Annotated in this window: 13 protein-coding genes; 8 read left to right on the top strand and 5 right to left on the bottom strand. The window is 73.9% G+C overall.

The features are described 5' to 3' along the window. Positions 1–4 precede the first annotated feature (4 nt). Positions 5–1,777 carry a S8 family serine peptidase gene (locus ACFSHS_RS17305; RefSeq protein WP_376878735.1) on the bottom strand — a complete coding sequence of 591 codons (1,773 nt, stop codon included), beginning with the start codon at positions 1,775–1,777 and terminating at the stop codon, positions 5–7. Positions 1,778–2,045: 268 nt separating this feature from the next. Between ACFSHS_RS17305 and ACFSHS_RS17300 the strand changes: the two genes are divergently transcribed. The 3 genes from ACFSHS_RS17300 (at position 2,046) to ACFSHS_RS17290 (ending at position 4,057) form a co-directional block, all read left to right on the top strand. After that, a complete protein-coding gene (locus ACFSHS_RS17300) occupies positions 2,046–2,876 on the top strand; it encodes a polysaccharide deacetylase family protein (protein ID WP_376878733.1) in 831 nt (276 codons plus the stop codon). 81 nt (positions 2,877–2,957) lie between these two features. Further along, entirely contained in the window at positions 2,958–3,737 is a 780-nt protein-coding gene (locus tag ACFSHS_RS17295; RefSeq protein ID WP_376878731.1) for an SDR family NAD(P)-dependent oxidoreductase, read from the top strand. 20 nt (positions 3,738–3,757) lie between these two features. Continuing rightward, positions 3,758–4,057, top strand: coding sequence for a hypothetical protein (locus ACFSHS_RS17290; RefSeq protein ID WP_376878729.1), 300 nt, complete (start codon positions 3,758–3,760; stop codon positions 4,055–4,057). 58 nt (positions 4,058–4,115) lie between these two features. On the opposite strand, the gene ACFSHS_RS17285 is transcribed toward ACFSHS_RS17290, so the two are convergent. Both ACFSHS_RS17285 and ACFSHS_RS17280 read right to left on the bottom strand, forming a co-directional pair. Next, positions 4,116–4,751, bottom strand: coding sequence for a biliverdin-producing heme oxygenase (locus ACFSHS_RS17285; protein WP_376878727.1), 636 nt, complete (start codon positions 4,749–4,751; stop codon positions 4,116–4,118). Positions 4,752–4,786: 35 nt separating this feature from the next. Then, complete coding sequence (locus ACFSHS_RS17280) at positions 4,787–5,917, bottom strand: PucR family transcriptional regulator (protein ID WP_376878725.1); 1,131 nt, start codon at positions 5,915–5,917, stop codon at positions 4,787–4,789. 173 nt (positions 5,918–6,090) lie between these two features. Between ACFSHS_RS17280 and ACFSHS_RS17275 the strand changes: the two genes are divergently transcribed. Together ACFSHS_RS17275 and pruA are read left to right on the top strand one after the other, a co-directional pair. Next, complete coding sequence (locus ACFSHS_RS17275; protein WP_376878723.1) at positions 6,091–7,020, top strand: proline dehydrogenase family protein; 930 nt, start codon at positions 6,091–6,093, stop codon at positions 7,018–7,020. 28 nt (positions 7,021–7,048) lie between these two features. Continuing rightward, positions 7,049–8,674 carry an L-glutamate gamma-semialdehyde dehydrogenase gene (gene pruA, locus ACFSHS_RS17270; protein ID WP_376878721.1) on the top strand — a complete coding sequence of 542 codons (1,626 nt, stop codon included), beginning with the start codon at positions 7,049–7,051 and terminating at the stop codon, positions 8,672–8,674. 42 nt (positions 8,675–8,716) lie between these two features. Here pruA and ACFSHS_RS17265 read toward each other — a convergent pair whose 3' ends face one another. Beyond that, the gene (locus ACFSHS_RS17265) at positions 8,717–9,262 is read right to left on the bottom strand and encodes a DUF488 domain-containing protein (protein WP_376878719.1); all 546 of its coding nucleotides are present in this window, start codon (positions 9,260–9,262) and stop codon (positions 8,717–8,719) included. Positions 9,263–9,355: 93 nt separating this feature from the next. Here ACFSHS_RS17265 and ACFSHS_RS17260 point away from each other — a divergent pair, with 93 nt between their 5' ends. Further along, a complete protein-coding gene (locus ACFSHS_RS17260; protein ID WP_376878717.1) occupies positions 9,356–10,525 on the top strand; it encodes an MFS transporter in 1,170 nt (389 codons plus the stop codon). A 103-nt stretch (positions 10,526–10,628) separates the two neighbouring features. Continuing rightward, entirely contained in the window at positions 10,629–12,113 is a 1,485-nt protein-coding gene (locus tag ACFSHS_RS17255) for a mannitol dehydrogenase family protein (protein WP_376878715.1), read from the top strand. A gap of 95 nt (positions 12,114–12,208) precedes the next feature. On the opposite strand, the gene ACFSHS_RS17250 is transcribed toward ACFSHS_RS17255, so the two are convergent. Further along, a complete protein-coding gene (locus ACFSHS_RS17250; RefSeq protein WP_376878713.1) occupies positions 12,209–12,655 on the bottom strand; it encodes a hypothetical protein in 447 nt (148 codons plus the stop codon). A gap of 119 nt (positions 12,656–12,774) precedes the next feature. Here ACFSHS_RS17250 and ACFSHS_RS17245 point away from each other — a divergent pair, with 119 nt between their 5' ends. Continuing rightward, positions 12,775–13,404 carry a hypothetical protein gene (locus tag ACFSHS_RS17245; protein ID WP_376878711.1) on the top strand — a complete coding sequence of 210 codons (630 nt, stop codon included), beginning with the start codon at positions 12,775–12,777 and terminating at the stop codon, positions 13,402–13,404. Positions 13,405–13,442 lie beyond the last annotated feature (38 nt).

Raw genomic sequence — 13,442 nt, 5'->3', positions numbered from 1 at the left:
CAGGTCACGACCAGGTCACGCCGGACCAGGTCACGCCGGACCAGGTGACCCCGGACCACGTGACGCCGGACCAGGTCACGCCGGACCAGGTGACCCCGGACCACGTGACGCCGGACCAGGTGACCCCGGACCACGTGACGCCGGACCAGGTCACGCCGGACCAGGTCACGCCGGACCAGGTCACGCCGGACCAGGTCACGCCCGAGAGCAGCGACGAGGACCAGTTCGTGCCCTTCTTGAGACCGGCGGCCCAGGACGAGGCGTCGAACGCCTTGCCCCGGATGTCGACCTCACCGCGGATCTCCTTGCCGGCGACGGTGACGTGCACCGAGCCGCGGGAGAGCTCCAGGGACCCGGCACCCGTGGCGAGCGTGAAGGACTGCTTCGCGTCCACCGGGGTGGCGGTGTCCTTGGCCTTCGCCAGATCGACCAGACCGGCTCCCTGCTGCGCCGCGGTGGCGCCGGGGATGGCCGCGGCCGACCCCGTGAGGAGGGCCTTGACCTGGTCCGGGGTCAGCTCCGGACGCTGCTGGAGCAGCAGCGCCGCGGCACCCGAGACCACGGCGGCGGCCTGGGACGTGCCACTGCCACGGAAGAGCCGCTCACCGATGCGGGCAGCCGGGTACTGGGTGTCCAGGTAGGACCCGGGCACCCGCAGGCTGACGACCTTCTCGCCGGGGGCGACGAGGTCGGGGTTGCGGGTGCCGTCGCCGTCGTTCGAGAACGCGGAGACGACGTCGTCGGCCGTGGTGGCCGTGCCGTTGGTGTTGCCGCTGCCGACGGCGATCAGGTAGGGGTCGTACGCCGGGTTGTTGACCTTCTGCGTGCCGAATCCCTCGTTGCCCACGGCGACGACGACCACGATGCCCTCGTGCCAGGCCTGCTCGGCCGCGAAGGCCAGCGGGTCGAGCACGTAGTCCTGCACACCGTCGGTCCCGAACGACATGTTGAGAACGCGGATGTTCATCCCGTTCTTGTCGTGGTTCTGGACCACCCAGTCGATGGCCGCGATGGCCTGCGACACGTCGGTCTGGCCCTTGGCGTCAGCGACCTTGATGCTGACGATCCGCGCGTCGGGAGCCATGCCGACGAAGTCGGTGGAGTTCCCGCTGACCGTGCCGGCCGCCGCATCGCGGCCGGCGATGATCCCGGCCATGTTCGTGCCGTGACCGTAGGTGTCCAGGTTCTGGGCGGGCGTGTGGTTCTCGAGCGTCAGGTCCGGGCCGTGGACGACCTTGGTCCCGTTCAGCCCGTCGACCGGGACGATCCCCGAGTCGATGACGGCGACGTCGACGCCGGCCCCCGTGTAGCCCGCGTCCCACATCGCCGACGCGCCAGTGACCTCGTTGGCGATGGTGTAGAGCGAGCCGGCCTGGGCCGCCTGGCTCTCGACGTCGGCGCTCTGGAGCTCGAGACCGGCGTCCACGGTGACCGACTGGACGCCGGCCACGCCGCGGAGCGCCTCGATCCGGTCAGCCGGCACCTCGGCGGTGAAACCACCGATGATGTCGAGCGGGCGACCCACCGACCCACCGAACGCGGAGACCGCCCGCTCGGGCGCGTTCCCCGAGCCGGCCGACTCCCGCACGATGACCGACACCGGGTCGGCCGACGACGTCAGCGTGGCCGCGGACGCGACGGCGGGACCGGTGAGCCCTGCCGCCACGAGCGTGGCCACGGCAACGGTCATCGCCCGTCGCGCGTGCCGGGGGACCCCACCCCAGGTCACGCCGTAACTGGGCGCGACCGGCGAAGGTTCCTGCTGGTTGCTGTGCATCCGTACACCTCCCTGTGATGTGCGCACTTCCGTGTGCGTAGTTGTGTCGGTACACAGTGTTAAGTCCTGGAACGTTGGAGTACATGGCTGGACCGGTAGACCCCCCGCCCGGGTGAGTGGCCGATCGCGACGCCACGTGACGCTCCGGTGTCACTGGGTCAGGCTTTCGGTTACGTTCCGGATCGCTCCGTGTGCGTGGCGAAGTGGTCCGGCGCGTCGGCCGTCGCCTGCCGCGGAACGGTCCCGGGTCGCTCCTACCGTCCGCGCCATGGACCGACGGAGGTTCCTGCTCGCTCTCGCGGCCGGTCTGGCCGGTGCGGCGGTGGGTCGTGGCACGGCCGGTCTGGTCGACACCGATCCGCCCCCGGTCGCCGCGCCCCGGACCGCGGCGTCGGTGCGCACCGTGGAGGTGCCCTCGCCCGTACCGGTCCCTCCGCCGACCGGGGTCGTGGACGCGCTGCCCGGCGAGGGCACCTCCCTCGCCCTCACCATCGACGACGGGACGAACAGCGAGGTCGTGGCCGCGTTCGCCGCCTTCGCGACCGAGACCGGGACGCGCCTGACCTTCTTCCCCAACGGTTGCTACCGCTCGTGGGAGGACAACGCGGGCGTGCTCCGACCGCTGGTCGACTCCGGTCAGGTCGCCCTGGGCAACCACACCTGGTCCCACCCCGACCTGACGACGCTGGGCGACCGCGAGGTGGCCGAGGAGATCCGGCGCAACCGCGACTTCCTGCGCTCGGTCTTCGGGGTGCGCGACAGCCCGTTCTTCCGGCCGCCCTTCGGCGCACGGGACGAGCGCATCGACCGGATCGCGGCCGAGCAGGGGCATCCCACCATCGCCATGTGGAACGGCACGCTCGAGGACTCCCGCGTCCTGACCGCCGCGGAGCTGATGGCCGCGGCCCGGGAGTGGTTCGCGGCGCAGCGCATCATCGTCGGGCACGCCAACCACCGCACCGTGACGACGGTCTACGGCGACCTGCTGGACCTCATCGCGCAGCGCGGACTGCGCACCGTCACGCTGGCCGACGCCTGGGCCACCCCGGCCCAGCGGCTGCGCGGTGCCTCCGCCGGCGGTCGCGCCGGGGTCGGCTGACCTCCTCGGCCCGACCTGCGGCGGGCCGGCTCTTCCGACAGGCTGTTCCCGGAGAGCAACCGAACGTGGACGGAGGGGTCGATGGAGGACACCGGTGCCCTGAAGGGCCGGGTCGCCCTGGTCACCGGCGGGGCGAGCGGACTGGGACGGGCCACCGCGGTGGCACTGGCCGAGGCCGGAGCCCACGTGGTGATCGCCGACATCGACGGGGCGGGCAGCGAGCAGACGCGCGCGCGGGTCGTCGACGCGGGCGGATCGGCCGACGTGGTGGCGCTGGACGTGACCGACGACGCCAACCGGCGCGAGGTCGTTGCCGACCTCTTCGACCGGCACGGGGACGCCTTCGACGTCCTGGTGAACGTGGCCGGCATCGACCGGCCCGGGTACATCACCGACATCGACCTCGCCGACTACCAGCGGGTGCAGGCGGTGAACTGCGAGGGCCCCATCTTCCTGACCAGCGAGTTCATGAAGCGGGTGCAGCACCTGCCCGAGGGCCGCACCGCCGACGTGGTGCACATCGTGTCCCTGTCGGCCATCACCGCCGGGAGCGGGGCGATCGCCTACAACGGCTCGAAGGCCGGCTTCCTCAACGCCACGCGGTGCATCCAGCGGGAGCTGCGGGAGAAGGCGATCCGGCAGCCCGACGGCTCGGAGCGCCCCTTCCCGTGCCGCGTGCAGGCCGTCATCCCGGCCGCCATGGACACCCCGATGATGGAGCAGTGGGGCATCCCCTCCCACCTGATGATGCCGCCGTCCGCGGTGGCGGACATGGTGCGCACGCTGCTGCTGCTGCATCCCACGGCGTTCGTGCCGGAGATGCAGATCGTGCCCCGGCTCGAGCCGAACTTCCCCCGATGAGCTCTGGTCAGGAGATCCCGATGAGCATGGCCGGACCGCACGGCACCGACCCCGACGACGGGCTTCCCGGCAGTGGCATGGCCTCCGGCTCCGACGCCGGGCAACCCGGCGGTCACCTCGGCCCCGGTGACCTGGCGCCGGACGAGGAGCGGCTGCTGGCCGCGCTCGAGCGCGACGCGCGGAAGCTGCAGGAGCGGCCGGTGGAGGAGTCCCTGCAGCAGCTGCGCGCCGCCGAGGACGAGGCGCCGCTGCCCGGGAAGGGCGGAGTGCCCGACGACGGGCTCACCCCCCGGTTCACCGCTCCCGAGCCGGAGGGCTGACGCGCCTGCCGCCCGCCGCCGGAGGTTCCCGGGGGTGGGCCGCCGTCCTGCCCGCGGCTCAGGTCGGGCGGGACGCCGGGGCCGGCGCGACGGCGCCGCACCAGGCGGCCAGCGCCTGGAACGTGGCCCGCGCGGAGATCAGCATGACGTCGGTGTCCCCGCCGCGGGCCGCCCGCGCGCGGGTCGCCCGCCGGAAGGCCGCCCACATCGCCCCGGTCTCGCTGCCATAGGGGGCGAAGGCGCGGATGCCGACGTCGGACAGGTGCGGCAGACCGGCCAGGTGCCGGTCGATGAACGTGCCGCCGAGCGTGGAGCCCTCCAGCACGTAGAGCCGCCCCAGCGCCTGATCGGTGTCGGCCACGGCGGCGAGCTCCGGCACCTCGCCGGTCGCCGTTCTCCCCAGGCGGGTCAGGTCTTCGCCGAAGAGGGCCGCCCGGCGGCGCCGCGGCCAGGCGACGTCGTCCGCGTCGGCCGGGCTGCGGGCGGCCCACGCGTCCAGGCCCGCCTCGGCGGCGAGCCAGAACCCGTGCATCCGGCCGAGGATCTCGCCGAGCCGGCCGCGACCCAGCTGCGGAGAGAGCAGGTCGAGGGTGCGTTCGAGGTGCTCGTGCTCGTCGGCGGTCCGGATGCGGAGCCGGCGCATGACGTCGCCGTCGCTGTCGCCGTCGCGCGCAGTCCCGTCTCGCTCAGCCATCGCCGGCGAGCCTAGGGGACCGTCCCCGCGGCCGGTCAGGGCACGAGCCGTGCCGCCCGGAGCGAGGTGTGCAGCAGGAGCCGGGCGCCGCCGTCGGCCAGGTCCAGCCCGGTGAGCGCCTCGATGCGCGAGAGCCGGTAGTACAGCGTCTGGCGGTGGATCTGCAGGGCCGTCGCGGCGCGCGAGGCGCTGCCCGCGCAGTCGAGGTAGACCTCGGCGGTCGCGCTGAGGACCGGATCGGCCAGCAGGGGGACGACGACCGGATCGGGGCCGGCCAGTTCGGTGACCGGCCGCCAGGCGCCGAGCTCGGCCCACTGGGCGACGGGGGAGAACCGGGGTTCCGCCGCGGCGACCCGTGCGGCGGCGCGCGCCTGGGCCCACTGGCCGGGGAGCTCCTCGACGCCGCGTCGCACCTGCGACACCCCGGCCGTGCTGCCCCGGGGCAGACCGGCCAGGGACGCCGCGGCGAGCGCGCCGGCGGGGCGGAGGTCCGCCGTCCCGGCCAGCGGCACGAGGACCGCGGCCACCGGCCCCGCGGGGTCGTCGGGGAGCACCGTCGCGACCGCGCCGGCCGCCGGCCGCCGCCAGCCCTCGGGCAGCCCGTCGGGTCCGGGCACCAGCGCCACGAGCACCAGCGGCAGGTCGGCGCCGAGTTCCGCGCCGAGCGCGCGGAGGGCCTGGACGCGCGCGGTCGTCCCGCCGGTCAGCGCTGCCGTCAGCGGCCGTGCCAGGTCGTCGTCCGCGGCCGCGCGCTGCGCCAGCAGGCGCCCGGCGTCGCCGGCGAGGTCGACCGCGGCCGACAGCGCGGCGTCGTCGGCGTCCGCGGGATCGATGCGGCCGCCGTCGAGCAGCCAGAGGTAGCCGCGGGTGCGACCCGCGTGCCGCACCGGGATGACCAGGCGGGTCAGGATGCCGGCGTCCGGGTCGGCCGGCGTGCGCAGCGGGCCCTCGGCGGATGCGATGCCGAACTCCTCGAACCAGCTGCGGGTGGCGGCGGGTGAACCGCGGGTGAGGATGGAGCGGGTGCGCACGGCGTCCATCGCCCCCGGGGCGCTGTCGTCGTGCGCGCAGAAGGCCAGCAGCGTGAAGTCGGCGTCCTCGAGCGTCGCGGGGGCCCCCAGCAGCCGCGACACCTCGTCGACCAGCTCCTGCAGGTCGTCCCGCACCCGCCGTCCTCTCCCTCGGGCCCTGGTGGCCACGATGTGCCGCCACCTCGTACAACTGTATGAGAGCACGGTCGGTGGTTCTGGACATCTGTCCCTGGCCCGAAGGGGGTGTTCTGCCTAGCGTCGAGGTGCCCGTGGTCCGACACCGCGCCGTCCGACATCCTGGAGGTCCCGTGGTCCTGCAGAAGGCCCTGCTGGCCGCATCCCGTCGGCCCGGGCTGCGTCGCGTGGTCACCGGCAACCCGGCCACGCGCCGGGTCGTCGACCGGTTCGTCGCGGGGGAGACCCTGGACGACGCGCTCGTCGCCGTCCGGGCACTGTCCGCCGACGGCATCCAGGTCACCCTCGACCACCTCGGCGAGGACATCACCACCCGCGCCGAGGCGGAGCGTTCGCGGGACGCCTACCTGGCCCTGCTCGACGGGCTCGCCGCCCTGGAGCTGGGCGCCGCCGCCGAGGTGTCGGTGAAGCTGTCGGCGTTCGGCCAGTCGCTGCCCGACGGCCACGACCTCGCCCTGGAGCTGGTCCGCCCCGTCGCGGAGGCGGCGACGGCGATCGGCACGACGGTCACCCTCGACATGGAGGACCACCGGACCGTCGAGTCCACGCTGGCCGTCCTCGCCGAGCTGCGCAAGGAGCACCCCGGCACCGGCGCCGTGCTGCAGGCCATGCTCTTCCGCAGCGAGGACGACGCCAAGGCCCTCGCCGTCACCGGCTCGCGGGTCCGCCTGGTGAAGGGCGCCTACAACGAGCCGGCGGCCGTCGCCCACCAGAAGAAGAAGGACGTCGACGCCGCGTACGCCCGGTGCCTGGAGATCCTCATGGCGGGCCCGGGGTACCCGATGGTGGGTTCGCACGACCCCGCGATGGTCGCGCGGGCCCACGAGCTGGCCGCCCAGCACTCGCGGGCCCCCGACTCCTGGGAGGTGCAGATGCTCTACGGCATCCGCCCCGAGGAGCAGCGACGCCTGGCCGCCGCCGGCACGCGGGTGCGGGCCTACGTCCCCTACGGCGTCGACTGGTACGCGTACTTCATGCGCCGGCTGGCCGAGCGGCCGGCCAACGTCGGCTTCTTCCTGCGCTCGCTCGTCACCCGCTCCTGAACCGCCCGTCCTGAAAGAGGTACCGACCATGGACGCCGTCACCCGGGTCCCGGCTCCCCGCAACGAGCCGGTGCTCACCTACGCCCCCGGCTCGGCCGAACGCGCCGCGCTGCAGGCCCGGCTGACCGAGCTGGCCGCGGAGCCGATCGAGCTGACCAGCACGATCGGCGGGACCCAGCGCATGGCGTCGGGCGAGAAGTTCGAGGTGGTCCAGCCGCACCGGCACAGCGCGGTGCTCGGCACGTCCGCGCAGGCCACCCACGCCGACGCGCAGGCGGCCGTCCGTGCGGCGAAGGAGGCGGCGCCGGCCTGGCAGGAGCTGTCGTTCGACGACCGCGCCGCGGTCTTCCTCAAGGCAGCGGACCTGCTGGCCGGTCCGTGGCGGCAGACGCTGAACGCGGCGACCATGCTCGGCCAGAGCAAGACCGCCTACCAGGCCGAGATCGACTCCGCGTGCGAGCTGATCGACTTCTGGCGCTTCAACGTGCACTTCGCCCGCCAGATCATGGCCGAGCAGCCCGAATCCTCGCCGGGCGTGTGGAACCGGGTCGACCACCGCCCCCTCGAGGGCTTCGTCTACGCGATCACGCCGTTCAACTTCACCGCGATCGCCGGCAACCTGCCCACCGCGCCGGCGCTGATGGGCAACACCGTCGTCTGGAAGCCCTCGCCGACCCAGCAGTTCGCCGCGCACTTCACCATGCGGCTGCTGGAGGCGGCCGGTCTCCCGCCCGGCGTGATCAACCTGGTGACCGGCGACGGCATCCCGGTGTCGGAGGTGGCGCTCGCCGACCGGGACCTGGCGGGGATCCACTTCACCGGGTCGACGGCGGTGTTCCAGCACCTGTGGCGCACCGTGGGGGAGAACATCGCCTCCTACCGCGGCTACCCGCGCATCGTCGGTGAGACCGGCGGGAAGGACTTCGTCGTCGCGCACGCCTCCGCCGACGTCGACGTGCTCCGGACGGCCCTCATCCGCGGCGCCTTCGAGTACCAGGGCCAGAAGTGCTCGGCCGCCTCCCGCGCCTACGTCCCGCGCAGCGTCTGGTCACGGCTGCGCGACGACCTCGTGGCGACGACGGAGTCGCTGGCGATGGGCGACGTCACGGACTTCTCCAACTTCATGGGCGCGGTGATCGACCGCAGGTCCTTCTCCCGGCTCTCCGGCGTCCTGGAGCGGGCGAAGGACGACGACGCGCTGACCGTCGTCGCCGGTGGCACCGCCGACGACAGCGAGGGCTTCTTCGTGCGGCCGACGATCATCGAGGGCACCGACCCCGACCACGAGGTGTTCACCACCGAGTACTTCGGCCCCGTCCTGGCGGTGCACGTCTACGACGACGCCGACTACGACGCCGTCCTGGCCCAGATGGAGTCGGTGGCGCCGTACGCGCTGACCGGGTCGGTGATCGCCCAGGACCGTGCCGCCATCGCGCACGCGCAGCAGTTCCTCCGCAACGCGGCGGGCAACTTCTACGTCAACGACAAGCCGACCGGCGCGGTCGTCGGCCAGCAGCCCTTCGGCGGCGGGCGGGCCTCGGGCACCAACGACAAGGCCGGCGCCCCGCAGAACCTGCAGCGCTGGACGAGCACCCGGTCGATCAAGGAGACGTTCGTCCCGCCGACCGACCACCGCTACGCGCACATGAGCTGACCCGCATCCTCGCTTTCTGTACCTAAAGCTGCGCTTCCCGCCTCAGGTTTCTGTACCGAAAGCTGGGGGCGGGGGCCAGCGGACGACGCCGTCGCCGACCACCGCCCCCTCCGACGGGCGGTGCGGGGTCAGCCGGCCGTCGGGCATCAGGTGTGCGACGGGCACACCCCGGGCGAGGACGGCGACGTCGGCGATCAGCCGCCGGTGACAGCGCCACCACACGCTCTCGCTGCACATCACCGCGACCGTCTCGTGCCGTGATTCCGCGAGCAGCTCGTCGAGTGCGGCCCCGAACTCCGGCGTCCGGGTGTGGGCGGCGTAGGCCGCGAACTGGGCGACGGTCCACCAGCCGTCCTCGACCGGCTCACCCGGTGGCAGCCGCCGGCGCCCGCCGAGGCGCTCCTCCCACCGGTAGCCGATGCCAAGCGCGGGCAGCCAGCCCTCGAGCGACTCCCGGCTCACGTCGGGATTGTTGCGGCTCCCGGGGAACCGGCGGACGTCCACCAGCCGCTCGACGCGGGCCGCGGCGAGCCGGGCGCCCAGGGCCGCACGGTCCTCGGGTCCGTGGCCGACCGTGAGCAGGGGCATGCCTCCTGCCTACCCGTCCCGCTGACGGCCTCGTCCAGGGGCCCGCACCAGCCGGCGAGGTGTGGGGAGGACGTCCTTTGACATGCTCGGGGGGTGAGCGGGGGAGCGGTCGAGGAGCGGACGGCGCTGTGGCGGGGCCGCGGCATGCAGGCCCTGATCGGGGTCACGGTGCTGGGGTTCGCCAGCTACTGCCTGACCCTGGCATCGCTGCCCGTCTACGCGGTGTCCGGGGGTGCGGCCGAGAGCACCGCGGGCGTCGTCACCGCCGTGTTCCTCCTGGTCACGATCGCGGTGCAGGCAGCGATCCCGGCCCTCACCGCCCGTTTCGGAGTGGGTCCGGTGCTCGTCGCCGGACTGGTCGCCATGGGAGCGCCGTCGCCGCTCTACGTGCTCGACGACGGGGTCGCCTGGATCTCCGCGCTCTCGGCGATCCGTGGGGCCGGCTTCGCCGTGCTCACCGTGCTCGGCGCGACCCTCGCCGCCCAGGTCGCGCCCCCCGGGCGACGGGGGGAGTCGATCGGCCTGTACGGGCTCGCGATCGCCGTTCCCAACCTGGTGGCCGTCCCGGCCGGTGCCGCCCTGGTGCTCGACGGCCACGTGGGCTGGCTGTCGTGGCTGGCGGCGTCGCCGGTCCTCGCCGTCGCGCTGGTCCCGCTGCTCGTGCGGACGGTGGGACCCCAGCCGGGCGCGGGACCCGCCGGTTCGCACCGGGTCGCGGTGGTCGCCGCGCTCGCGCCCTCGGCGGTGCTGTTCGTGGTCACCCTGGCCGGCGGCGGCCTGGTCACGTTCCTGCCCATCGAGCGCCCGGACGGCGTGCTGGCGACCGCGGCCCTGCTGGTGTTCGGCCTCACCGGCGCGATCACCCGCTGGCGTGCCGGCATGCTGGCCGACCGCCTGGGCACCCGGCTGCTCCTGCCGCTGGGGCTCGGCGTGGCGGCGGTCGGGCTGGTGGTCGTCGCCGTGGGGCTCGCGGCGGGGGCGGCCTGGGTGCTGGTCGGTGCGGCCGTGTTCGGCGCCGGCTTCGGCGCCACGCAGAACCTGACGCTGGTCTCGGCCTTCGCGCGCGCCGGCGAGGGCGGGACGACGACGGCCAGTGCCATGTGGAACGCCTCCTTCGACGCCGGCACCGCGACCGGGGCGCTGGTCCTCGGCCTCGTCGCCGCCGGGATCGGGCTGGACTGGACCTACGTCGTCGTGGCGGCGTCGCTGGCCGCGGCGCTGCCGCTGGCCTCAGCGGCGGCCCGGTCGGCCCCGCGCTCCTGAGCGGCGGTGGTCATCCCCGGGCCGCCCGTACGGAGGCCGCCCGTGCGGGCGGGCGTGCCGCGGCAGGAGGAGAACCGGTGGTGCCGGTTGGCAGGATGGCGGCGTGACGGAGCGCTTGTGCCTGGAGACCCTGCCGCGCCTGGACACCGCCCATCGGCCGGCCGTCGAGCCGGGCGCCTTGTCCTGCGGCATCGTGCATCTGGGGATCGGCGCCTTCCACCGTGCACACCAGGCGGTCTACACCGAGGCGGCAGCGGCGGCGACGGGCTCCAGCGACTGGGGCATCTGCGGGGTCTCGCAGCGCAGCCCTGGCGTGCTCAACACTCTCGCACCGCAGGACTTCCTCTACAGCGTGCTCGAGCGGGAGAAGGACGAGAGCAGGCTCCGGGTCGTCGGCAGCCTTCGCGAGGTGCTCTTCGCGGGAGCGGACCCGGACCTGGTGATCGCCCGTCTGGCGGCCCCGACGACGCGGATCGTCTCGCTGACCGTGACCGAGAAGGGTTACCACGCCGACCTCGCGACCGGGCGGCTCCGGGTCGACGAGGAGGTTCGCGCCGACCTCGGTGCCCGCGTTCCCCGTACCGCCGTGGGCCAGCTCGTCCGGGGTCTGCAGCGACGCCGTGCCGAGGACGCGGGACCGCTGACGATCATCCCGTGCGACAACGTGTCCGCGAACGGGCGGACCGCGGAGACGGTCGTCCGCGACTTCTGCCGGCTGCTGCCGGAGGAGAGCACGGACGGCCTCGAGGAGTGGATCTCGGAGAACGTCGCCTTCCCCAGCACGATGGTCGATCGCATCGTTCCCGCCACCAGCGAGGAGGCCGTCCACGAGGTGCAGCGGCGGCTCGGCCTGCGCGACGAGGCGGCGCTGGTCACCGAGACCTTCACGCAGTGGGTCGTGGAGGACCGGTTCCGGGGCGCCCGTCCGGCGTGGGAACAGGTGGGCGTCACGTTCACCCACGATGTGACGCCGTACGAGCTGATGAAGCTGAGGCTGGTGAACGCGAGCAACTCCGCCCTCGCCTATCTCGGGCTGCTCGCGCAGCTACCGCACATCTCCGACGCCGTCGACGTCCCGGAGTTCGCGGCGTACGCCGACGCGCTGGTGCGGCGGGAGATGGCCCCGACGATCGACGCACCCCCGGGCACCGATGTCGACGCCTTCTGCGCGGGCGTCGTGCGACGCTTCGGCAACCCCTGGTTGCGGCACCGGACGCGACAGGTCGCCATGGACGGCACCCAGAAGATCCCGCAGCGCCTGCTGCGACCGATGGCCGAGAGCCGCGCGGCGGGGCGGGAGCCCGTGCTCGCGGCGCTCGCCGTCGCCGCCTGGATGGCGTACGTCGGAAGCGCGGCGTCCGGCGGCTACGAGTGGAGCCTCGAGGATCCCCTGGCGGACGAACTGATCCGGGTAACCGGGTCCGCGGGGTCGTCGGCGCAGCGACTCGTCACCGGCCTGCTCGGCATGCAGCGGGTCTTCCCGGACGACGTCGCACAGGACGAGTGGTTCCGGGCGACGCTCACCGACATGGTGGCCGACCTCGGCCGGTTCGGTCCCCACGCCGTCGTCGACGCGGTCCTGGGCTGATCGGAGCACCACGGCGCCCGACCGCATTCACGGCGCCGGGTTCAGCACCGGCAGGGCGACACCGACGAGGACGAGCGATAGCCGGGGCCGGGCCCTCACGACGTCGGACGAGGTGACCGCACGAGGGAACCGGTCGCACCGTCGCCGGCGCCGCCGAGGGCCTCGTCAGCGACGCGCCTGGCCGTCCGTTCCCGAGCCTCCGCGCCGACCCGGTTGGCGATCGCCTGCTGCGAGCGGATGAGCAGGATCTCCTCGCCCGACCGGCGCAGCCACGTCCGCAGCCCGTCGGGATCGTCACGGTTGGCGTCGCGCAGCATGCCCAGCCGCAGCTGCCGGGTGTTGGCCTGGGCGCGCTGGGCCGGGGGCAGCGTATGGGCCTCGTTGCGGGCGACGGCGGTCAGACCCGCGCCCAGGTACACCAGGTCGCGGACCTCCGCCATCCCGTCGAGCAGGTCGTGCGCGGCCGCCTCGTCGGTGCTCAGCAGCGTGAGGAATCGGTCGGCGCGGCGCGCGCCCTCGGCCAGGGGATCGGAGGAGGTCACCCCTCCACTGTGCCTGGTCGGCCACGGCGATGCGTGACATGCCGATCGGACCGGTGCCGCCGCTGTGGCTCCGGACGGCGAACGGGCCGGCCGGGCGGTGGCTCCGGCACGCTGCGGCCATGGACGACGCCGCGGCCTGGGCGAGCGCCGGCGCCACGACGCTGGCAGTGGTGGTGGCGCTCTTCGGCCCCGGTTTCGAGCGGTGGCGCCGCCGCCCGAAGCTGGTCCTCTCCGACCCACCGCCGGAGCTCGGGACCGCGGCCAAGGTCGTCGGGGGCCCCACCGACGGCGACGGCGTCGTCCACTGGCTCCGGGTGGCCGTGTCCAACGATGGGCGGTCCACCGCCGAGGACGTGCGGGTGATCCTTCTCCGCATCGACGCGCCCGAGCCCCTGCGGAAGCAGCCGCCCTCCCGGGAGCTCAAGTGGGCCGACGTGCGAACCGACCGGGGCAGCCTGCCTCCGCGGGTGGCCCGACTGGTCGACGTCGTGCACGTGAAGTTCGTGCCCGACGGCGGGCAGCTCCGTCGGGGTCTGGTGGCGGGCGTGCAGCCGGTGTCCTCTGCCGACAGCGGGCAGCCGGGAAGCCTCCTCTGGCGCGACCTGACCGCGGGCACGTACGTCGTCCACGTCAGCGTGAGTGCGCGGGACGTCGCGGCCCGGCACTACGCGATCTCCTTCGCCGTCCCGGCCGCTGGTCATCCGGAGGCAGTGGCGGAGGCCCTCCGGGGCGCCGGCGTCACGACCTGACCCTCCCCCGACGGGTCCGGGGGAGGGCCGGATCGGTG

Origin of the sequence: Blastococcus deserti (assembly GCF_042682525.1) — a bacterium.
GTDB lineage: Bacteria > Actinomycetota > Actinomycetes > Mycobacteriales > Geodermatophilaceae > Blastococcus_B > Blastococcus_B deserti.
This window is presented reverse-complemented; position numbering and strand designations above follow the sequence as displayed.

Excerpts from the sequence above, each read along its gene's own strand:
- ACFSHS_RS17305 (WP_376878735.1), bottom strand. The coding sequence starts at position 1,777 with ATGCACAGCAACCAGCAGGAACCTTCGCCGGTCGCGCCCAGTTACGGC.
- ACFSHS_RS17300 (WP_376878733.1), top strand. The coding sequence starts at position 2,046 with ATGGACCGACGGAGGTTCCTGCTCGCTCTCGCGGCCGGTCTGGCCGGT.
- ACFSHS_RS17295 (WP_376878731.1), top strand. The coding sequence starts at position 2,958 with ATGGAGGACACCGGTGCCCTGAAGGGCCGGGTCGCCCTGGTCACCGGC.
- ACFSHS_RS17290 (WP_376878729.1), top strand. The coding sequence starts at position 3,758 with ATGAGCATGGCCGGACCGCACGGCACCGACCCCGACGACGGGCTTCCC.
- ACFSHS_RS17285 (WP_376878727.1), bottom strand. The coding sequence starts at position 4,751 with ATGGCTGAGCGAGACGGGACTGCGCGCGACGGCGACAGCGACGGCGAC.
- pruA (WP_376878721.1), top strand. The coding sequence starts at position 7,049 with ATGGACGCCGTCACCCGGGTCCCGGCTCCCCGCAACGAGCCGGTGCTC.
- ACFSHS_RS17265 (WP_376878719.1), bottom strand. The coding sequence starts at position 9,262 with ATGCCCCTGCTCACGGTCGGCCACGGACCCGAGGACCGTGCGGCCCTG.
- ACFSHS_RS17245 (WP_376878711.1), top strand. The coding sequence starts at position 12,775 with ATGGACGACGCCGCGGCCTGGGCGAGCGCCGGCGCCACGACGCTGGCA.